The organism is Candidatus Pelagibacter sp. PS_41, assembly GCF_059417725.1.
The window spans coordinates 1,140,111-1,159,748 of the sequence record NZ_CM182062.1; the positions used below are offsets into that span (position 1 = coordinate 1,140,111).

General features: G+C 28.9%; 21 protein-coding genes and 1 tRNA gene. 11 read left to right on the forward strand and 11 right to left on the reverse strand.

The genetic code is table 11. The features are described 5' to 3' along the window. Nucleotides 1-134: 134 nt before the first annotated feature. From AC5SL8_RS06230 to hemC, 7 genes are all read right to left on the reverse strand, one after another. Nucleotides 135-1,187 carry an MBL fold metallo-hydrolase gene (locus tag AC5SL8_RS06230; protein ID WP_494579741.1) on the reverse strand — a complete coding sequence of 351 codons (1,053 nt, stop codon included), beginning with the start codon at nucleotides 1,185-1,187 and terminating at the stop codon, nucleotides 135-137. A gap of 10 nt (nucleotides 1,188-1,197) precedes the next feature. After that, nucleotides 1,198-1,791, reverse strand: coding sequence for an FkbM family methyltransferase (locus tag AC5SL8_RS06235; RefSeq protein ID WP_494579743.1), 594 nt, complete (start codon nucleotides 1,789-1,791; stop codon nucleotides 1,198-1,200). An 87-nt stretch (nucleotides 1,792-1,878) separates the two neighbouring features. Next, on the reverse strand, nucleotides 1,879-2,724 hold the full coding sequence (locus AC5SL8_RS06240; protein ID WP_494579745.1) for a bifunctional 5,10-methylenetetrahydrofolate dehydrogenase/5,10-methenyltetrahydrofolate cyclohydrolase: 846 nt from the start codon (nucleotides 2,722-2,724) through the stop codon (nucleotides 1,879-1,881). 8 nt (nucleotides 2,725-2,732) lie between these two features. Then, nucleotides 2,733-3,023 carry a YggT family protein gene (locus AC5SL8_RS06245; RefSeq protein ID WP_494579747.1) on the reverse strand — a complete coding sequence of 97 codons (291 nt, stop codon included), beginning with the start codon at nucleotides 3,021-3,023 and terminating at the stop codon, nucleotides 2,733-2,735. Continuing rightward, a complete protein-coding gene (locus AC5SL8_RS06250; protein ID WP_494579749.1) occupies nucleotides 3,020-4,105 on the reverse strand; it encodes a mechanosensitive ion channel family protein in 1,086 nt (361 codons plus the stop codon). Before AC5SL8_RS06250 ends, AC5SL8_RS06245 begins: the two co-directional genes overlap by 4 nt. Nucleotides 4,106-4,107: 2 nt before the next feature. Further along, a complete protein-coding gene (locus tag AC5SL8_RS06255; RefSeq protein WP_494579751.1) occupies nucleotides 4,108-4,806 on the reverse strand; it encodes a uroporphyrinogen-III synthase in 699 nt (232 codons plus the stop codon). A gap of 1 nt (nucleotide 4,807) precedes the next feature. Next, nucleotides 4,808-5,731 carry a hydroxymethylbilane synthase gene (hemC, locus tag AC5SL8_RS06260; RefSeq protein WP_494579753.1) on the reverse strand — a complete coding sequence of 308 codons (924 nt, stop codon included), beginning with the start codon at nucleotides 5,729-5,731 and terminating at the stop codon, nucleotides 4,808-4,810. 59 nt (nucleotides 5,732-5,790) lie between these two features. On the opposite strand from hemC, the gene tsaD reads away from it, so the two are divergent. From tsaD to acs, 4 genes are read left to right on the forward strand one after another with little or no spacing between them, the layout of a single operon-like run. After that, nucleotides 5,791-6,864: a tRNA (adenosine(37)-N6)-threonylcarbamoyltransferase complex transferase subunit TsaD gene (gene tsaD / locus AC5SL8_RS06265; protein ID WP_494579754.1), complete on the forward strand. Its 1,074-nt coding sequence runs from the start codon at nucleotides 5,791-5,793 to the stop codon at nucleotides 6,862-6,864. Nucleotides 6,865-6,904: 40 nt separating this feature from the next. Further along, nucleotides 6,905-7,603, forward strand: a complete 699-nt coding sequence (locus AC5SL8_RS06270; RefSeq protein WP_494579756.1) for an FkbM family methyltransferase — start codon at nucleotides 6,905-6,907, stop codon at nucleotides 7,601-7,603. Nucleotides 7,604-7,655: 52 nt separating this feature from the next. Beyond that, a complete protein-coding gene (locus AC5SL8_RS06275; RefSeq protein ID WP_494579758.1) occupies nucleotides 7,656-8,069 on the forward strand; it encodes an EVE domain-containing protein in 414 nt (137 codons plus the stop codon). Between the two features lie 10 nt (nucleotides 8,070-8,079). Further along, nucleotides 8,080-10,221: an acetate--CoA ligase gene (acs, locus tag AC5SL8_RS06280; RefSeq protein ID WP_494579760.1), complete on the forward strand. Its 2,142-nt coding sequence runs from the start codon at nucleotides 8,080-8,082 to the stop codon at nucleotides 10,219-10,221. On the opposite strand, the gene AC5SL8_RS06285 is transcribed toward acs, so the two are convergent. Beyond that, nucleotides 10,218-10,841: an esterase gene (locus tag AC5SL8_RS06285; protein ID WP_494573092.1), complete on the reverse strand. Its 624-nt coding sequence runs from the start codon at nucleotides 10,839-10,841 to the stop codon at nucleotides 10,218-10,220. The genes acs and AC5SL8_RS06285 overlap by 4 nt on opposite strands. Before the next feature lie 134 nt (nucleotides 10,842-10,975). Between AC5SL8_RS06285 and AC5SL8_RS06290 the strand changes: the two genes are divergently transcribed. The 6 genes from AC5SL8_RS06290 to purH all read left to right on the forward strand — a co-directional run bounded on the left by AC5SL8_RS06290 (nucleotide 10,976) and on the right by purH (nucleotide 17,316). Next, on the forward strand, nucleotides 10,976-11,236 hold the full coding sequence (locus AC5SL8_RS06290; RefSeq protein ID WP_494573093.1) for a DUF4212 domain-containing protein: 261 nt from the start codon (nucleotides 10,976-10,978) through the stop codon (nucleotides 11,234-11,236). Next, entirely contained in the window at nucleotides 11,236-13,044 is a 1,809-nt protein-coding gene (locus AC5SL8_RS06295) for a sodium:solute symporter family protein (protein WP_494579762.1), read from the forward strand. The genes AC5SL8_RS06290 and AC5SL8_RS06295 overlap by 1 nt, the downstream gene beginning before the upstream one ends. A gap of 78 nt (nucleotides 13,045-13,122) precedes the next feature. After that, nucleotides 13,123-13,479 carry a hypothetical protein gene (locus AC5SL8_RS06300; protein WP_271516410.1) on the forward strand — a complete coding sequence of 119 codons (357 nt, stop codon included), beginning with the start codon at nucleotides 13,123-13,125 and terminating at the stop codon, nucleotides 13,477-13,479. 28 nt (nucleotides 13,480-13,507) lie between these two features. Continuing rightward, complete coding sequence (gene rpe, locus AC5SL8_RS06305; protein ID WP_494579764.1) at nucleotides 13,508-14,167, forward strand: ribulose-phosphate 3-epimerase; 660 nt, start codon at nucleotides 13,508-13,510, stop codon at nucleotides 14,165-14,167. A gap of 3 nt (nucleotides 14,168-14,170) precedes the next feature. Beyond that, complete coding sequence (locus tag AC5SL8_RS06310; RefSeq protein ID WP_494579766.1) at nucleotides 14,171-15,781, forward strand: heparinase II/III domain-containing protein; 1,611 nt, start codon at nucleotides 14,171-14,173, stop codon at nucleotides 15,779-15,781. Further along, a complete protein-coding gene (purH, locus tag AC5SL8_RS06315; RefSeq protein ID WP_494579767.1) occupies nucleotides 15,781-17,316 on the forward strand; it encodes a bifunctional phosphoribosylaminoimidazolecarboxamide formyltransferase/IMP cyclohydrolase in 1,536 nt (511 codons plus the stop codon). Before AC5SL8_RS06310 ends, purH begins: the two co-directional genes overlap by 1 nt. Here purH and AC5SL8_RS06320 read toward each other — a convergent pair. Together AC5SL8_RS06320 and AC5SL8_RS06325 are read right to left on the reverse strand one after the other, a co-directional pair. Continuing rightward, complete coding sequence (locus AC5SL8_RS06320) at nucleotides 17,306-17,650, reverse strand: 4a-hydroxytetrahydrobiopterin dehydratase (RefSeq protein WP_271516403.1); 345 nt, start codon at nucleotides 17,648-17,650, stop codon at nucleotides 17,306-17,308. The genes purH and AC5SL8_RS06320 overlap by 11 nt on opposite strands. A 24-nt stretch (nucleotides 17,651-17,674) precedes the next feature. After that, a tRNA-Gly gene (locus AC5SL8_RS06325) sits at nucleotides 17,675-17,749 on the reverse strand. A gap of 94 nt (nucleotides 17,750-17,843) precedes the next feature. Between AC5SL8_RS06325 and AC5SL8_RS06330 the strand changes: the two genes are divergently transcribed. Continuing rightward, entirely contained in the window at nucleotides 17,844-18,482 is a 639-nt protein-coding gene (locus AC5SL8_RS06330; protein ID WP_494579769.1) for an LON peptidase substrate-binding domain-containing protein, read from the forward strand. Between the two features lies 1 nt (nucleotide 18,483). Here the strand turns inward: AC5SL8_RS06330 and AC5SL8_RS06335 are convergent, their stop codons facing one another. Continuing rightward, the gene (locus AC5SL8_RS06335) at nucleotides 18,484-19,578 is read right to left on the reverse strand and encodes an FAD-dependent monooxygenase (protein WP_494579771.1); all 1,095 of its coding nucleotides are present in this window, start codon (nucleotides 19,576-19,578) and stop codon (nucleotides 18,484-18,486) included. Nucleotides 19,579-19,638 lie beyond the last annotated feature (60 nt).

Consider the following 19,638-nt stretch of genomic DNA (forward strand, 5'->3'; position numbering starts at 1 on the left):
TAATTAAATAATTTTTATTTGAGACAATAAAACCTTATGAAAACAAAGATATAATTCCTAATTTAGAAAAAATATTTAAAGGTGTTGTTGGCTAAGTTTTGAATAAAAACTATTTTAAGCACTTATCAATATTTCTATTCGGAAATTATACTTTTAAATGATGCTATCTCTCCAATTTTAAATATAATTGCATCCTCTTTTTTAAACCCATATTTTTCTGCACTAGCCTTAAATCTCATTGGTGGTTCCATAATTGGTTCCAAAGATAAAACAAATGTACCCCAATGAGTTCCCATAACCTTTTTACTTCTTAAATCTTTTGCTACATTTAAGGCTTCTTCTGGCGTTGTGTGATAAATTGATTTATCAAACATCGGCTTAAAGTCATAAGCTCCAATATTAATCATTGTTAAATCAATTGGACCATATTTTTCACCTAATTCTTTGTAAATATTTCCATAGCCAGTATCACAAGCAAATAAGATTTTTTTACCCTTATATTCAATTAAAAAATTACCCCAGAGTGTTTTATTCCTATCCGTTAGACTTCTTTTAGACCAATGAACAGCTGGGAGCAATGTTACTTTTAAATCCTCATTAACTTTAATTTCTTCATACCAATCCATTTCATTTACATCTTTAAATTTATTTTTTGTAAAGTATTTTCCAAGATTTAGTGGTGCCAAAACTTTTGTATCTTTAAATGGGTATTTTTTAATAGTTCCCATATCTTGATGATCATAATGATTATGTGTTAATAATAATAAATCAGTCTTTGGAATTTCATTTAAATTTAAAGCAGGCTCAGTAAATCTATCTGGACCAAAAATTAAAGGACCTGCATTTTTTGAAAATACAGGATCAGTTATAATCGTTGTATCTCCAAGTTTAATTAAGTAAGTAGCATGACCAATCCAAGCAATATAATCTTCATTTTTATGCTTTTCTAAATCAGATAAAACTTTTTCTTTATCAACAACGTGTTCTTTAGGAACGGTCATGTCTATTTTCTTTTTCAATTTAATAAATTGTGTGTAAGAAAACTTGGCTTTACTAGTTCTAACGGGCGATCCTTCTGGGTTTCTAAAAGTTCCATCTGGTAAATGATGGTAAGGTTTTTTATCCATAGCAAATGATGATGAGTTATAAATAAAAATCATAATTATAAAAGTTAAAAATTTTTTCATCTATCTTTTCTTAATTGTACAATCTTTTAAAAATATGACTAAAAACACCTGACCATAATAATTCATAATTTTTATCAGTTAAAAAATTATAGATATCACTTTTTTTTATTTCTTTTGCACGAATTTCAACACAAACTAACTCGGGTTTAAACTTATCAAAAGAAAGACCCTCTAAAACCTTGAGGTCGGCCCCTTCAACATCGATGTCTAAAAAATCAATTTTGGAATTTTTATATTTATCTCTATTTAATATTTCATCTAAGGTAAAAGCTTCTATTTCTTTTTCTTTAATATTGCCTTGAAAAACAATTTCAGCTTGTTTTTTTTCTGTTGTACTTAATTGACTAAGCTCTTTCTGGTAAAACAACTTTATAAATTCGTTCTTATTAGAAATTGCACAATTATAATTCAAATCCTTTGGTCTCATATAATTAAAAAGATCAATAGAAAATTGACTTGTGTCTATATTGATTCCATGCCAATTTTGTTTGTGTAAGAGATATGTATTATTTCTATGTATAGGATGATAACAACCAACATCAACATAAAAACCATTTTTTCTATCTTTGAAATATTTTAAAATAACAGTATCCTCATTATCCATTGAATAAGATTTTTTTTTAATAAAAAACTTATGCTTAATATAAATACTGTGAAGTATATGAAGTTTTCTGAAAATCTTTTTTAACACTTATCTTTGGGATCTTTTGAAGCACTCAATTGTATTTTTTAACAGACAGGCAATAGTCATTGGTCCTACTCCTCCTGGAACAGGCGTTAAAGCACTTGCAACTTTTGACACTTCGTCAAATGCAACATCTCCAACTATGCCGTTTTCAGTTTTATTGATCCCAACATCTATTACGATTGCATCTTTTTTAACCCAGTCAGCTTTTACAAGTTCAGGAATACCAACAGCTGCAACGATAATATCTGCTTCTAAGCATTCTGCTTTTAAATCTTTAGTTTTTGAATGAGTAATTGTTACTGTGCAATTTTCTTTTAAAAGTAACTGTGCCATTGGCTTACCGTTTAGATTTGATCTGCCAATCATAACTGCTTTTTTTCCACTCAAGTTTGGTTCAATTTTTTTAATCATTAGATAACACCCTAAAGGAGTGCAAGGAACTGAGCTTTCATAGCCTGAAGAAAGATTGCCAACATTCATTGGATGAAACCCATCAACATCTTTACTTGGCAAAATAGTTTCAATAACTTTTTGCTTATCAATATGTTTTGGTAATGGTAATTGAACTAAAATTCCTGAAACTCTCTCATCTTTATTAAGTTCTTCAATTTTATCTAATACTGTTTTTTCTTCAACAGCCTCTGGATATCTAATCACTTCTGATTTTAACCCTACTTCATTCGCTGATTTTTCTTTATTACGAACATAAATCTGACTAGGAGCCATATCGCCAATTAAAATAACTGTAAGTCCTGGAACTTTATTGTGTTTAGCTTTTAACTCTATAACCTCTTGTCTTAGTTCTTCTCTAAGTTCAGCTGCTATTTTTTTTCCATCTATTAAAATCATGTATTTTCTTAAAAAATCATTGGTGCAATGTACAGCTTCATACACATTTCTATAAACCAAATCAATAAAAGTAATATAACTGGTGAAATATCTATTGATCCTAAATTAGGTAAAAAACTTCTTATTTTATTAAGTGCAGGACTTGTTAATCGATAAGTCACCTCTAAAATAGAATAAACAAATCTATTTTGAGTATTTAAAACATTAAATGCAACAAGCCAGCTGGTAACTACATTTGCAATTACCACATAAGAATAGAGTTTTAATATTTGAAGAAACAAATAAAAAATTGCTATCATTTTTTCTCGATATAAATTGACTGACTTGGGAAAGCAAAAGAAGCTTTATTACCTTCTACTATTTCCTTTATTGCAATTGCTAATCTCTCTTTAACTAAAAGTGAGTCAGTCCAACTATTACTGGCTGTAAAACATCTAACAAGTAGATCTATTGAGCTATCTGAAAATTTTTCAATTCTTACAGCAACACCTACACTTTGATTAAAATCATCACTTTTATTTATATAGTTTTCAATTTCTTCTCTAATTTTTTTTAATTGTTCAACAGTTGTGTCGTACTGAAGAGTAATCGACCATCTTATTCTCCAATTAGTAGTCTCGCTAATATTAACTACTGAATTTTCTGCAAATTGAAAATTTGGAATTATTGCTAAAGATTTATCAAACTTTCTAATCACCGTAGATCTAAAGCCAATTTTTTCAACAATACCTTCGATTGTTCCTTCAACTAAAATCCAATCACCAATCTTAAATCTTTTTTCAACTAAAACTAAAATCCCAGATATTAAATTTTTAAATAAATCTTGGGCACCCAAAGCAACCGCAACACCAAATAAACCAAGTCCAGCAATAATTGGTCCAATTTTTATTCCCCAAAGTTCAAGGACAGCAGCTAAACCTAATATAAAAATTAAGATTTTTAACGATTTAATAATCCAACCAATCAACTCTTTAGTTAGCATCTTGTCTAAACCACTTAAAATATAAGAAATGGGTTCAACAACCTGATGGATCAACCAAAAAATAAAAATAGTAATCAGTGTTCTATTTATTGTATCTATGGCTAACTTACCCTCTTCTCCAAAAGACATGTAATAACTTGCAATAAAAAAACCTAGAACAATTGGTAAAAATCTTGCAGGCCCCACCATTGCATGAACAAATGTATCATCTAGTTTATTTGTAGTTCTTTTAGAAATTATTTCTAATTTTTTTATAATAAGTTTACTAATTAAACCTCTAAAAACTAAAAATATAAAAAATATTCCAATTCCAATTAAAATTTGAAAAATATCAATTCCATAAATTCCTCTTGACCAAACTGAAAAAAATAATTCACTGAAATTATTAAATATGTCCATAATCAAATTTTATATAGCAAAAATTCTTCTTCTCCAGGGTTAAAAAGAAAAATTTTTTTCCATTTTATTTCATTAAGTGCTGCGGAGGTTTTCTCACCCACACACATCAAATTAGTATTCATCCACAACGTTTCTAGCTGATAATTTTTAATTACCTTTAAAAAATTAATCGCACTATTTTTTGAGTATATATAAGTAATGTCTGGCATATTTAGCTTTAATTTTTCGATAAAATTTTCGTCATATTTCTTTATCTCATTAGCTCTGTAGTTAATTATTCTATCTATGCTATAGCCGTCTAAAATTAATTCTTGATCTAAATCACTAGAGACAACTTCTCCACTAACATAAATCAATTTTCCATCCGAGGGATTAAAATTTTGCAAAATCAATTCTTTGAGATTATTTACATTTCCCTCTGCAGCAAATACATTTTGAAAACCAGCATCTCTTGCTTTTTTTTCAGTGGCGCTTCCTACACAAAAACATTTTAACTTTTTATTAATACTTTTAATATCCAAAAATTTGATAGCGTTAGAGCTTGTAAAAATAATTCCCTTAAATTTTGAATAATCAACAGATTTGTACTTAATACCTTGAATACTAATTAATGGTAAATGAGATATTTCATTCCCTAATGATTTAAATCTTATCATCATTTCATGACAATCTTCCAATGGTCTTGTAAATAAAATATGCATATTATTTTTTATAAGAATTATTTGACTGTTTTTTAAGAGCACTACCTATCTCTATACCTAATTTCTCAGCCTCCTCTATTCCTTTAGAGGATTTTAAATAAAATCTATTTTTTCCATCTAAGGAAAAAAGCTCTACCTCTAAAGTGATTTTTTCTCCTTCAATATTTGCAAAAGCACCTACAGCTGTTTCACAATCACCTTCTAAAATCTTTAAAACACTTCTTTCTGCTTTTATACAGTCGTATGTTTTTTTATGATTCACTAAGTCTAACAATTTAATCAATTCATTGTCGTTGTCTCGACATTGTAAAGCTATAACTCCTTGTCCTGCACAAGGAATAATTTCTGAAGTTGAAAAAGTTTGAGTTATGCTTTTATTTAAACCTAGTGAGTTAATTCCAGCATAGGATAAGATAATTGCATCATATAAATTTTCATCGAGCTTTCTTAATCTAGTGTCTATGTTTCCTCTAATTAATTTACACTTAAAATCACTTCTTATTTTTTTAATTTGAAATTCTCTTCTAAATGATGAAGTTCCAATAACAGAGTTTAATTTTAGATCTTTTAAATTTTTATTATTTTTACTAATCAAAATCTCTCGTGGATCATTTCTTTTTAAAAAACAATTAGTTAACAGCCCCTCAGTTTCTTCTGAAGGCATATCTTTTAAAGCATGTACAGCTATATCAATTTTTTTATTCAATAATTCTATTTCTATTGATTTTGAAAATAAACCTTTACCACCAACTTCTGACAATCGTTTATCTTGAACTTGATCGCCTTTAGTTGCAATTTCTTTAATATCCACATCCTCAATTCCAAAATCTTTTGCATGTTTAAGAATAATTTCTCTAGCTTTTTCAGCATAGATCAGTGCTAATTTACTTCCTCTTGAACCTATAATAATTTTTCTATTTTTCATTTATTTGCTTTATACTTCATACTTATATTGAGAATGTATTATTAATAAAAACTAATTTAATGATTAAAAAACCTATAATTTTAGGAATTGAATCGAGCTGTGATGAAACTGCTGCTTCTATTGTAACAGAAAATGAGCAAGGTATGCCAACAATTTTATCAAGTATTGTCTCAAGCCAGGTAGATGTTCATAAAGAATTTGGCGGTGTTGTCCCTGAACTTGCTGCAAGATCTCATATAGAAAAAATAGACTTAATTACAAAAAAGGCACTAGATGAAAGTGGACTAAAAATGGAACACCTAGATGCAATAGCAGCAACTGCAGGGCCTGGTCTTATAGTTTGCCTATCAGTGGGTTTAAGTTTTGGCAAAGCTGTAGCTTCATCACTCAATAAACCGTTTATAGCTGTTAATCATTTAGAAGGACATGCATTAAGTCCAAAATTAAATTCTGAATTAAACTATCCATACTTGTTACTTTTAATTTCAGGTGGTCATACTCAATTTTTAAGTGTGCAAGGATTAGGAAATTATAAAAGATTAGGAACAACTATTGATGATGCTGTTGGTGAAGCTTTTGATAAAACAGCAAAATTATTAGGTATAGAATTTCCAGGTGGGCCACAAATAGAAGTGTATGCCAAAAAAGGTGATCCCGATAAATATGAGTTACCTAAACCAATTTTTTATAAAGGAGGATGTAATTTATCATTTGCAGGTTTAAAAACTGCTGTTTTAAAAATTTCAAAAAAAATAAAAACTGACCAAGAAAAATATGATCTTGCAGCATCTTTTCAAAAAACAATTGAGGAAATACTTTATAAAAAAAGTAAGATTGCTTTTGGAGAATTTAAAAAAATGAACCCAAATAATAAAAATAAATTTGTAGTTGCAGGGGGTGTTGCGGCAAATAAAAAAATTAGAGAAATTCTAACCAACCTTTGTGTGGAAGAGGGTTTTGAGGCAATTTTTCCACCCATTGACTTGTGTGGTGATAATGCGGCAATGATTGCAATGGTTGGATTAGAAAAATTTAAATTAAAACAATTTAGTGATTTGAATAGTCCTGCAAAACCTAGGTGGCCATTAGATGCAGATGCTATTTTTTTAAAAGGTGCTGGAATAAAATTATAATGTCTTGCAAAGAAGACTTAATAAATAGGAAAATGAATTTATGAATTTTGTACATATTGGAGCTGGTGCTGGCGACCTAGATCCAGCAGCAAACTATAGAGATGGATTTACTGAATTAGTAAAAAATCATAAAACAAAAAATAAAAATGTTTTTGTTGTAGAGGCAAATCCTATAAATATTAAAAAATTAAAAAAATGCTGGAAAAATTATAAGTCAGTAAAAATTTATAATTTTGCTATTGTGTCAAAAAAAATAAATAAAAATAAAATTAGATTTTACTATTGTAAAAAAGATGCTCCACATTACCAGCTATTTTCTCAAAACATCAAACATGTAAAACATTATTTCCCTGATTCAAAAATTGAAAGTAAATTAATAAAAACTGAAAGTATTAAAAATTTTATGGAAAAAAATTTTAAAAAAAAAATAATTGATTTTTTTTCAGTTGATATAGAGGGTGGTGATTTTAATGTAATTATGAACCTAAATTTGAAAAAATATAATATACAGAATATTTCAATAGAATACTTGCACTTAAATGTTAAACAAAAGCAAAAAATTTTACACAAGCTTATTACTAATGGTTATTCATATTACGGCTTTGGCTTAGACCATAATAATATAGATTGGTATTTTAAAAAAAAAGTTAACGTTTGGAACAATTGGATTTCAATATTAATGCCTTATATTCATAGAAAACATTACAAACGTTTAAATCTATTGGTATCACATAAGTAGAAATGAAAGTTCTATGTTTAAAAAAGTAAGTAAACACTGGAGAAACAATTAGATGCAATATTGGTTATTAAAATCAGAACCTGATGTTTGGTCAATTGATCAGCAAAAAAAAGCTGGCGCAAAAGGGGCTCCTTGGGATGGAGTTAGAAATTATCAAGCAGCAAAAAATTTAAAGGGAATGAAAAAAGGAGATTTATGTTTTTTTTATCATTCAAATATTGGCAAAGAAATCGTTGGCATTGTTGAGGTTATCAAAGAAGCTTTCTTAGATAAAACAGATAAAAAAAGTCGATTTGTAGCTGTCCAAGTTAAGTTTAAGGAAAAATTAGAGAAAAGCGTAACTCTTGAAGATATTAAAAAAAACAAAGAACTAAGCCATTTATCGCTGATTAGACAAAGCAGACTTTCCGTTATGCCAATTAACTCTAAAAGCTGGAAAGTTTTATATAAGATGGGTAGTATTTAAAAATAAAATCATGCCAAAACGAAAAAAAACAAAATCTAAAGCTAAGAAAAAAAGCTCTATAAAGCCTAAGCTTAAAAAAAAAACAAAATCTAAAGCTAAGAAAAAAAGCTCTATAAAGCCTAAGCTTAAAAAAAAAACAAAAGCTAAAAAAAAGAGCTCTGTAAAATCCAAGATTAAAAAAAAAGTTTTAAAAAAAAAAGTAAAAATACAAAAAGAAAAAGAGTTAGTTTTTAAAACTAGACCAGAATGGGTTAAAAGTGCTTTAATTAATAAGACTAAGTATCAAAAAAAATATTATGACTCAATTAAAAATAATAATGAATTTTGGAAAAATGAGGGAAAAAGAATAACTTGGATTAAGCCGTACAAAAAAATTAAAAATGTTAAATATAGTAAGAAAGAAGTTAGAATTAAATGGTATGAAGATGGAACATTAAATGCTTCTGCTAATTGTATAGATCGTCATCTAAAAAATAAAAAAGATAAAACTGCAATTATCTGGGTTGGAGATAATCCAAAAGATACAAAAAAAATTTCATACAATCAATTGCACAGAGAAGTATCAAAAACTGCAAATGGTTTGAGAAGATTGGGAATTAAAAAAGGCGACCGAGTTACAATTTATTTAACAATGATACCTGAGTTAGCAATCACAATGCTTGCTTGTGCTAGAATTGGTGCAGTTCATTCTATTATTTTTGGAGGATTTTCAGCAGACTCTATTTCTGGAAGAGTTAATGATTGTGAGTCAGAATATATCATAACAGCTGATGAAGGAGTTAGAGGTGGAAAAACTATTCCATTAAAACAAATTACAGATGAGGCTTTAAGAAGCTGTGCTAATGTTAAAAAATGTATTGTAGTCAAGAGAACGGGAGGTCAAATTAGCTGGGATAATGATAGAGATATTTGGTACCATGATCTAATTGAAGGTGTTCCCAATCACTGTGAACCTGAGGAGATGAATGCTGAAGATCCATTGTTCATTCTTTATACCTCTGGTTCAACTGGCAAACCTAAAGGAGTTCTTCATACAACTGGTGGATATATGGTTTATGCCTCAATGACTCATCAATATATTTTTAATTATAAACCTAAAGATATCTATTGGTGCACTGCTGATATTGGGTGGGTTACGGGTCATAGTTATATAATTTATGGTCCACTGGCTAATGGAGCCACAACTATAATGTTTGAAGGAATTCCAACATATCCTGACAGTTCTAGATGGTGGGAAATTATTGACAAGTACAAAGTAAATATTTTTTATACTGCTCCAACAGCTATTAGAGCTTTGATGCGTGAAGGTGATGGTCCTTTGAAAAAAACTTCAAGAAAATCCTTAAAATTACTAGGTACGGTAGGTGAGCCAATAAATCCAGAGGCATGGATGTGGTATTACAAAGCTGTAGGAAATTCAAATTGTCCTATAGTTGATACTTGGTGGCAAACTGAGACGGGTGGAATATTAATTAGTCCTCAAACAGGAGCTATAAATTTAAAACCAGGTTCGGCCACAAAACCATTTTATGGTATTAAGCCAGCAATTGTTGATAAAGAAGGAAATGAAATTAAGGGAGCTGGCGAAGGAAGGCTGTGTATTTCCCAATCTTGGCCTGGACAAATGAGGACAGTGTATGGTGATCATCAAAGATTTATTGATACTTATTTTTCTCAGTTTGATGGTAAATACTTTACAGGGGATGGTGCTAGAAGAGATGAAGACGGTTACTATTGGATAACAGGACGTGTTGATGATGTAATTATTGTCTCTGGTCATAACCTTGGAACTGCCGAAATAGAAAGTGCATTTGTTGCCCATCCAAAAGTTGCTGAAGCTGCAGTAGTTGGTTATCCTCATGATATCAAGGGTAACGGACTTTACTGCTATGTTACTTTAAATGTTGATGAGGTAGCTGACCTTGATCTAGAGAGAGATTTAAAACTTTGGGTTCGTAAGCAAATAGGTGCTCTTGCAACACCAGACATCATTCATTTCTCACCTGGGCTACCTAAAACGAGATCAGGAAAAATTATGAGAAGAATTTTAAGAAAAATTGCTGCTAATGAGCATGACCAATTAGGAGATACGACAACTTTAGCTGATCCAAGTGTTGTACAAAGTTTAGTTGATAATAGAAAAAATATTTAAAAATTTATTAACTCTTTAAACTCTTTTTCAACATTATCCCATTTTAAAATCATAGAGTTTAATACAATTTTTCTATCTAAAGTTTTTAATTCTTCAGCTATTGGGGCCCATTTATATAATGATAATGCGCTAGGATTAAATGGCAGATCTTTATAATAAGTTTCCCAGTTTATATTTTGATGTCGCTCATTAAAAGTTTTTTTTGCTCCCTCAATAATATCAACTGGCATCTTATTAGAAGATTCACTATCTAAAATTTTAAAAAAAATTTCTTTAGACTGGTTGATGTTTTGATAATTAAAATTAACTTTTAAATATGAGAAAGTAAATAATGTCAGATCCTGTAAAGCAACAGAATAAATATTCCATCTGGCAATATCAAGAGATGCCATGAATACATCATTGTCAAAATGAAGAACGTACCTTGTGCCCATTCTAGTTTTTAAATAATTATATAAAGTAACTTGCGTTACCCAGGCAGATTTTGTTTGAATAAAGTGTTCAAGGTCATTTAAATTCTTAATTTTTTTCTTTGGGATAAAAGCCTTAAACATCGCAAACAAGTAAACTTTAAAATCATTGAGTGATATATCTCTCCAGGAAAGTTTATATTTTTGCATAAAAGTTCAAATATGCGCCATCATAGCCTAAAAATTAAGCAAATAAGGACTTAATTTGAAAAATTTTAGCCTTTTAAAAACCATCAGAATGGGTATGTTTTCGGTTAGTTATAACTAAAAACAGAGAGGTATAAATGTCAAACGCAACAAAACACTGGGAAAAAACTAGGACATTGTTATTCGTAACATTGGCTATTTGGTTTGTTTTCTCTATCGGCATCTTCCTTTTTGCAGCTGAAATGAATGAGGTTACAGGACCTTTCGGTTATCCATGGACATACTGGTTTACATGTCAAGGATCTCTTGGAATTTTTGTAATTTTATGTTTCTGGTTTGCTAATAGGCAAGAGAAAATCGATGAAGAATTTGGCTTCAACGAAAAAGGAGATCAATAATGATAAAAGGTAAATTTATAGACAATTTGCCAAAAGTTTACGGAATCTATACGGGAGGTTTTATAGGTTTCATAATCTTAATGGCAATTGGTGAGCAGATGGGTATGACTGCTAAAGCAATAGGTGTTGCTTTTGTGGCCTTTACAATATTCATCTATGCATTGATCGGTTATCTATCAAGAACAGCTCAAGCAGACGCATATTACGTGGCTGGAAGACAAGTGCCCACTGTATTCAATGGAATGGCGACGGCGGCAGACTGGATGTCTGGTGCTTCATTCGTTGCAATGGCAGGTGGTATTTACTTCAAAGGCTATGGATATATGGCTCTACTTGTCGGTTGGACTGGTGGTTACATATTAGTTGCAACTTTATTAGCACCATACTTAAGAAAATTTGGCTGTTACACGGTTCCAGATTTTGTAGGTACAAGATACGGTGGTAATTTAGCGAGACTATGTGCGGTAATAGTTTTAACTGTTGCTTCATTCACTTATGTGACTGCTCAGATTAACGCTACTGGTACTATTGCATCTGTTGCTCTAGATATCGACTTTAAATACGCTGTATATATTGGACTAATAAGTATTTTACTTTGTTCAATGTTAGGGGGTATGAGAGCGGTAACTTGGACACAGGTTGCACAATATATCGTGCTAATTATAGCTTACTTACTTCCAATTTTTTGGATCAGTAACAAAATGGGTGCGGGTTTCTTCCCTCACTTTATGTTAGCTGATGAAGTAGCTAGAATTGGTGAGTTAGAACAACAGTTTGGTTTTGTTAAAAACTCTGCTGCTGATCTAGCAACGGTACCTAAAGGGTTAGCTGGAATAACTAAAGCACACTCTGCAGTAAATGCAACACCTTGGGCGTTTATTTCATTAGCATTGGCGATGATGATGGGAACAGCATCATTACCACACGTGATGATGAGATACTTTACTACTCCAAGTGTAAAAGCAGCTAGAAAATCAGTTGGTTGGTCATTATTCTTTATCTTCCTTCTGTATTCTTCAGCGCCAATGTTAGCAACGCTATCTAAACTATCGTTGATCGATCCAACACTACCAACAGGTATTATTGGTAAATCATTTGCTGAAGTTCAGTCAATAGATTGGTTCCAAAACTGGAATCAAGCAAACTTGATGTTCATCAGTGACTTTAACGGCAATGGAACTCTTGAGTTAAACGAGTTTTTCATGGGCGGTAAAGCGGTTGTGTTAGCAACACCAGAAATAGCTGGATTACCATATGTAATCTCAGGACTGGTTGCTGCTGGAGGTATGGCTGCTGCCATGTCAACAGCTGATGGTTTGATCCTAGCAATTGCGAACGCGATCTCTCATGACGTTTATTACAAAATGATTGATCCAAAAGCAGAGACTGCAAAAAGACTTCTTGTTGCAAGGGTATTACTTGTAGTAATTGGTTTTGCTGGAGCAACTATTGCAGCAATGGAAATCCAAGGTATCTTAGGTTCAGTTATCTGGGCTTTCGACTTTGCGATGTCTGGATTGTTCTTCCCACTTGTACTTGGTGTATGGTGGAAGAGAGCCAACAGAGAAGGTGCTATTGCTGGTATGGTTTTAGGTCTTGGTTCTGCTATTTGGTACCTAGTTTGGGTGCGAAGTGGTGGAAGTGGGTTCTTAGGACTTACTCAATTAACATTTGGTATCTTCGGAGCAGGTGTTAGTTTTGTTTCAATGGTTGTAGTGAGTTTAATGACTCAAGAACCAGATAAAGCAATTCAAAAAATGGTTGATGAAGTTCGTATACCAAGCGGTAGAACTGTTACTGGTAAGTAGAACTAATAAACTTTAATTCTAAGGGGCGATTAATTTCGCCCCTTTTAATTCAATCTCATTTCTAATATAAATCATTAAATGTCAGCAAATTTCCATCCATTAGTTTATTTTATAGATTACTTATTTGGTATGATTATGTGGACTTTAATAGGACGAGTTGCGATGAATATTTTTCAAAAAGAAGATTCTGAATTCTTTTTTATGAAGATTTTTGTCAAATCTACCAATCCACTAATAAAAATTTTTAAACCAATAACCCCTTCTTTCATCATAGGACCTCTAGTTCCATTATATGTAGCATGGTTCTTTTTTATGATTAGATTTTACTTTATGCCCTGGGTCTTAGGATATTCTGTAATGGGAATGTTATCATTTCCTCTAGAAAGTGAAATTTCTAAACAAATTTATCAATTATTTAATTCAATTAAATTTTAAAAATTGATACTAGTAGAGCTGGCAATCAATGAAAAAAATACAAATATCACCATCAATTTTATCAGCTGATTTTAGTCAATTAGGAAATGAAATTAAAAGACTAGAAGAAGGTGGGGCTGATATGATCCATGTAGATGTGATGGATGGTCATTTTGTTCCTAATTTAACTATGGGGCCTCCAATTATTAAAGCTTTAAGGAAATATACAAAACTGCCATTTGATGTTCATTTAATGATTTCACCAGTACATAAATACATTCAAGATTATGCAGATGCTGGAGCAGATATTATAACTATACATCCTGAGGCAACTGAAGATTTAAAAAGTTCAATAGCACACATTAAAAGTTTAAATAAAAAAGTGGGTGTATCGCTAAACCCTAAAACTGAAATTAATTTAGTAACAAATTTTTTAGAAGAGATAGATTTAATCTTAATCATGAGCGTCAATCCTGGATTTGGTGGTCAAAAATTTATGCCAGAAGTATTACAAAAAATTAAAGAGTTAAAAAAAATAAAAGATCAAAAAAATTTGAAATTTGATATTGAAATAGATGGAGGAATTAACTTTGATAATAATAAATTGGCTATTGAAGCTGGTGCTAATATTTTGGTCTCAGGCACAACTATATTTAAAAATAACAATGGAAATATAAAAAAAAATATAGAGCTTCTAAAATCAAGTTAAATAATGATTTTTAATAACTCATTTATTTTTTTTAAAAAAAAAATTCTTTCCCTTTATTTAAATTCCAGTATTTATAATAAAAAAATTAATCCCACCATCATCAGTTCTTTAGAATATCAACCAAGTCCTAATCTTTTAGATTCACTTATTAAATTTGAAAAAAAAAAAATTAATATCGAAAATTACTCACTAGGTAACATCTGGAATGATAAAAATTTAAAAGATAAAGATTACAAAAATTTAAACAGTTTTTTTTGGTTGTTTAGTTTAGATTTAAGATCCTCAAAAAAAGATACTCAAGAAATAATACAACAATGGATAAGTAAGAATTATCGTTATAATCATAAAAGCTGGGAAATAGATATATTAGCAAAAAGAATAATAGCTTGGATTTCAAATGCTAGATTAACTTATGAAGATGGCGCTAGCCACTATAAAGATAATTTCAACGGTGTTATTAAAAAACAAATTAACTATTTAATTGATCAAATTGAACGGTCTGAAAAAGTTGATGATAAAATGATAGGTTGTGCTGCTATAATTTTAGCCGGATTGTGTTACCGAGATGAAGATAAATACTTAGATAAAGGGCTTAATTTGCTCAAAAAATTTGTTAAATTTTCTTTAGATAATGATGGCTTTCCAAAATCTAGAAACATAAGACAATTAAATTTTTATTTAAAATATTTTATTCTAATTCGAGAGTGGTTCAAAGAATCTCAAAATGAAATACCAGATTATATCAATGAATATATTTATTATTTAGGACAAGGATATGCCTTTACTTGGAAAAATAATAATGTGGACTTATTATTCAACGGTAATCATGAAACAAATAATGACAATTTTGATCATTATTTGAAAAAGTTTGATTATAACTTTAAATCTCAAAACAAAGAAATAGGAGGATATGTAATTCTTAATAATAAGAAATACTCTCTAATAATGGATATTGGAGATAGTCCTGATAAGAAATTTTCATCTGATTATCAGGCAGGTGCTTTATCTCTGGAGATATTAACAAATGGTAAAAAATTAATTTGTAACTCAGGATATTATCAAGACTATAAACATAAATTAAATGATTTATCTAAATCAAGTGCAGTCCATAGCACATTAATTATAGATGACAGATCTTCATGTAAATTTACTAAAACTAAAAATAAGGGTTCCAAACTTTTGCAGGATTTAAAAATATTAAAAAAAAATATTATTTTTGAAAAAAATTATTGGAAAGTTCATGCCTCACACGATGGTTACCTAAAGCGATATGGTATTATTCATGAAAGAGAAGTTGAATTTTATCCAGAACAAATAAAATTTGTGGGTCATGATAAAATGATTTCAAAAAATGGTATTAAAAATATAAAATTTGAAATTAGATTTCATTTAGAGCCAAATATTAAGGTAATGAAAACACAGGATAACAAGTCAATACTCATTGATCTTGATGGTGAAGGATGGAAATTTAACTCAGAAAACAATACTATCAATATTGATAACGGACTATATTTTGGTAAGAAAAATTCTTTTTCTGATAATCAAAATATATTTATTTCAGGAATGACTAATGATGAAAATCAAACTATAAAATGGGAAATTACTAAATTATAATGAATAAAATCAAAAAAGCATTAATTTCTGTATCTGATAAAAGTAATTTAAAAGACCTTTTAAAAATTTTAACTAAATATAAAGTTGAATTCATAAGCTCAGGTGGCACTTACAAAGAAATTAGGAAACTAAAATTTAAATGCTTAGAGGTCTCAGAATACACAGGATCTCCTGAAATACTTGGTGGAAGAGTTAAAACACTGCATCCAAAAATACATGCTGGGATATTAAGTAAAAGAAAAAATAAAAAACATAAAAATGATTTAAAAAATAATAATTTTCATGAAATCGACCTTGTTATAGTTAATTTCTATCCATTTGAGAAAACTTTAGAACAGACAAATAATCATTTAAAAATAATAGAAAATATTGACGTTGGTGGGCCAACTATGGTGAGAGCTGCAGCAAAAAATTATAAGGATGTAACTGTTATTACCTCCTCAAATCAATACTCTGAACTTATTAATGAACTGCAATTAAATAAAGGTTCAACATCTTTGGAATTTAGAGAAAAAATGTCTTTAGAAGCTTTTTCTGAAACAGCTTATTACGATGCAGTAATTTCAAATTATTTTAACAACATTAAAGATAATAAATTTCCTAAAAAAAAAATTATTTATGGAAATTTAGTAGAGAATTTAAGATATGGGGAAAATCCACATCAACAAGCAGCTATTTATTCAAAAACTGATAGTTTAAATTTAGATCAAATTCATGGAAAGCAATTAAGCTATAACAATTATAATGATATATTTTCTGCTTTAACTATTTCAAAATCACTGCCCTCCAATACTGGAACGGTTATTATAAAACACGCTAACCCTTGTGGTGTATCTATTCATAAAAACGCTCTAGAAAGTTATAAATTAGCACTGGCTTGTGACCCTATTAGTGCTTTTGGTGGAATAATTGCATGCAACTATAAATTAAATAAAACTTTAGCAAAAGAATTAAAAAATATTTTTTTAGAGGTTATTATTGCTAATGGATTTGATAGAGAGGCTCTTAATATATTAAAAAATAAAAAAAATTTACGTCTAATAGACTCTTCAAATTTTAAAATAAAAGATTTGGTAAGATTTAATTCTGCAAATGAGTCAATTTTAACTCAGTCTGAAGATATAAATAAATTTAATATTAAAGATTTTAGGATAGTTTCAAAAAAAAAACCCACCAAATTACAATTAAAAAACTTAATCTTTGCTTTTAATGTTTGTAGATATGTCAAATCAAATGCAATCGTATTAGCTGCTAATGAGGCAACAGTAGGTATTGGTTCAGGTCAACCAAGTAGACTAGATAGTTGCCAAATCGCAATTGATAAAATGCATAAATTTGAAAATTTTAGAGAAGACGTGGTTGCAGCTTCAGATGCATTTTTTCCATTTGTAGATGGAATAGAAAAATTAATTCAAGCTGGAGTTTGTGCTGTTATACAACCTTCTGGTTCTATTAGAGATAAGGAAATAATAAAATTTGCAAATCAAACTAATACGATATTAGTTTTTTCTAAAACTAGACATTTTAGACATTAGCAATTTGATCAATTTTAGCTGCTAAAATAAAATCATTCTCAGAGAGACCTTCTATTGCGTGTGTGGTAATTATAATTTTTGCATAACCCCATCCAAAAGAGATATCAGGATGGTGGTTTTCACTTTCAGAAATTTCCCCAACCTTGTTTATAAAATTTTGACTATTAATAAAATTTTTGAATATAAAATTTTTTTCTAAAAAAAAAATATCTTTATCATTTTTTTTTACATCCCATCCATCAACTTTTTTTTGATATTTATGGATTTCACTTATATCAAATGGTAATATCCCACCTTCACATGGCACACATTTTTTACTTAAAAGATCACTCATTTAATATTATAACTTAAAATTTATTGGAGCGGGTCAAGGGAATCGAACCCTCTACCTAATCGTTGGCAACGATTCGCTCTACCAATGAGCTAGACCCGCATATAAATATAATAAATAGACGGTTTTTTTAACGCAAGCAATAATAAAGTTTTTGATTAGTATATAGATTATCAAAAATTTGATAAAAGAAATTATGAAAAAACAAGATTTACCAAAAATTATACCCGTGTTTCCCTTAAGTAACTTTATTATTTTTCCAAATACAACTGTTCCCTTAAATATATTTGAACCAAGATATATAGAGATGATAAATGATAGTATGAAAACCAATAAATTAATTGGTTTAATTCAACCAAAACAAAAAAAACTAAGTAATATACCTGATTTATATGAGGTTGGATGCTTAGGGAAAATTTCAAATTTTGAAAAAGTTGATGGCAGATATTTAATTGAGCTAAATGGATTAACGCGATTTAAAGTAATTAAAGAAATTAAAGCTGATAAAGCTTACCGTCTATGTGAAGTAACTTTTGATGATTTTTCAGATGATTTACACATTTCAAAAAAAGAATTAAAATTTGCAGATCTTGAGTTAATTTTTAAAGACTTAAAAACCTTGTTTGAAAAAAAAGGATACATAATCAATTGGAAATCTCTTGAGAAACAAGATTTAAATGAAACAATTAATGCTCTTGCAATGGCGTCACCTTTTTCATTAGAGGAAAAACAAATATTATTGGAAAGCCAAGATTTAGAAATTAGAAAAAATAAAATTGCTGAAATTTTAAATACTTATAATTATGATAACTTTGATAATACAACCATTCAATAAATTACAGATTTATTCCCCTATCTGCAATTTTAATCAATAAATTATTAAAATTATTATTTTTACCAACTGCTTTAAGAATTTTGGTGAAATTTCTTATTTTCAATTTTTTTTCTAAATTAAAAAATTCATAAATAAAATCTATTCCATTTGAAAACATAAAGTTTTTATTTCTGGCTTGATTTTCAAAATCTTTTAAAATCGAAGAATCCAACTGTAAACCCAAATCAATTTTATTTTGAATAATTTCAGAGAAAATTTTTATATCTCTAATAGTCATATTAAAACCTTGTCCAGCCAAGGGATGAATTCTGTGCAATAAATCTCCAAAAGCTAAAATATTTTTTTGATAATATTTCCTTAAAACAGACGAACTTAAGTTAAAACTATTAATATCAAAAATATTTTTTATTACATATTTAGGGTTATTTTTATTAATCAATTCTATTATTTCAGAGTTTGAGAATTTTTTACTTTTTGTATCCAGCGAACATACCACTGAGGTTTCATTTTTTGAAATAGGTAAGAATGCAACAGGACCAAGCTCCGTAAATACCTGAACTGCAGTATTATTTTCTATTTCTTTATGTTTAAAAATTGCTGTGTAGGCTACATTAAAATAATTTTTTTCTATCTTTTTTGTAAAATATTTCTTTGCAATAAAATTATTTGGGTCACTATTTATTATCAAATCGTAATTTTTTTTATTAAGATTTTTCTCATTTAATTTTTTATTGATTGCTATTCTTTTAATAAACTTACTTTTTAAAACTTCTTTTTTTAACAATTCATAAAGTCTCTCATTTTTAACCATATAAAATAAATCATTTTTTTCATTATTAAAATTAAAGATATTTTCATTTTTAATTTTTTGTGAATAAATTTCTATTTTTTTTATTTTCCAATAATTTATTTTAGTGATTTCAAAAATTTCTTTTTTAAAAAATTCTAAGTTATTTTTTGATATACCAATAGTTCTACTAGTTATTTTTTTTTGAATTTTAGTTTTATAATAAATATGAACATTTATTTTTTTATTTATAAGATTTTTAGCTAAAGCTAGACTGGTTAATCCTTCTCCTATAATGCATACATTCATAATATTTTTTAATTTTAACAATAAAAATTAGATGATACAAAGTGATTAATCTGATTAATT

Bases quoted from the DNA above. Each gene is read 5' to 3' on its own strand.
- hemC (WP_494579753.1), bottom strand. From the start codon at position 5,731: ATGAAAAATAGAAAAATTATTATAGGTTCAAGAGGAAGTAAATTAGCA.
- AC5SL8_RS06285 (WP_494573092.1), bottom strand. From the start codon at position 10,841: ATGCAAAAATATAAACTTTCCTGGAGAGATATATCACTCAATGATTTT.
- tsaD (WP_494579754.1), top strand. From the start codon at position 5,791: ATGATTAAAAAACCTATAATTTTAGGAATTGAATCGAGCTGTGATGAA.
- AC5SL8_RS06295 (WP_494579762.1), top strand. From the start codon at position 11,236: ATGATAAAAGGTAAATTTATAGACAATTTGCCAAAAGTTTACGGAATC.
- AC5SL8_RS06290 (WP_494573093.1), top strand. From the start codon at position 10,976: ATGTCAAACGCAACAAAACACTGGGAAAAAACTAGGACATTGTTATTC.
- AC5SL8_RS06245 (WP_494579747.1), bottom strand. From the start codon at position 3,023: ATGATAGCAATTTTTTATTTGTTTCTTCAAATATTAAAACTCTATTCT.
- AC5SL8_RS06300 (WP_271516410.1), top strand. From the start codon at position 13,123: ATGTCAGCAAATTTCCATCCATTAGTTTATTTTATAGATTACTTATTT.
- AC5SL8_RS06330 (WP_494579769.1), top strand. From the start codon at position 17,844: ATGAAAAAACAAGATTTACCAAAAATTATACCCGTGTTTCCCTTAAGT.
- AC5SL8_RS06255 (WP_494579751.1), bottom strand. From the start codon at position 4,806: ATGCATATTTTATTTACAAGACCATTGGAAGATTGTCATGAAATGATG.
- purH (WP_494579767.1), top strand. From the start codon at position 15,781: ATGAATAAAATCAAAAAAGCATTAATTTCTGTATCTGATAAAAGTAAT.
- AC5SL8_RS06275 (WP_494579758.1), top strand. From the start codon at position 7,656: ATGCAATATTGGTTATTAAAATCAGAACCTGATGTTTGGTCAATTGAT.
- AC5SL8_RS06235 (WP_494579743.1), bottom strand. From the start codon at position 1,791: ATGGATAATGAGGATACTGTTATTTTAAAATATTTCAAAGATAGAAAA.
- AC5SL8_RS06310 (WP_494579766.1), top strand. From the start codon at position 14,171: ATGATTTTTAATAACTCATTTATTTTTTTTAAAAAAAAAATTCTTTCC.
- AC5SL8_RS06250 (WP_494579749.1), bottom strand. From the start codon at position 4,105: ATGGACATATTTAATAATTTCAGTGAATTATTTTTTTCAGTTTGGTCA.
- AC5SL8_RS06335 (WP_494579771.1), bottom strand. From the start codon at position 19,578: ATGAATGTATGCATTATAGGAGAAGGATTAACCAGTCTAGCTTTAGCT.
- AC5SL8_RS06320 (WP_271516403.1), bottom strand. From the start codon at position 17,650: ATGAGTGATCTTTTAAGTAAAAAATGTGTGCCATGTGAAGGTGGGATA.
- acs (WP_494579760.1), top strand. From the start codon at position 8,080: ATGCCAAAACGAAAAAAAACAAAATCTAAAGCTAAGAAAAAAAGCTCT.
- AC5SL8_RS06240 (WP_494579745.1), bottom strand. From the start codon at position 2,724: ATGATTTTAATAGATGGAAAAAAAATAGCAGCTGAACTTAGAGAAGAA.
- AC5SL8_RS06270 (WP_494579756.1), top strand. From the start codon at position 6,905: ATGAATTTTGTACATATTGGAGCTGGTGCTGGCGACCTAGATCCAGCA.
- rpe (WP_494579764.1), top strand. From the start codon at position 13,508: ATGAAAAAAATACAAATATCACCATCAATTTTATCAGCTGATTTTAGT.
- AC5SL8_RS06230 (WP_494579741.1), bottom strand. From the start codon at position 1,187: ATGAAAAAATTTTTAACTTTTATAATTATGATTTTTATTTATAACTCA.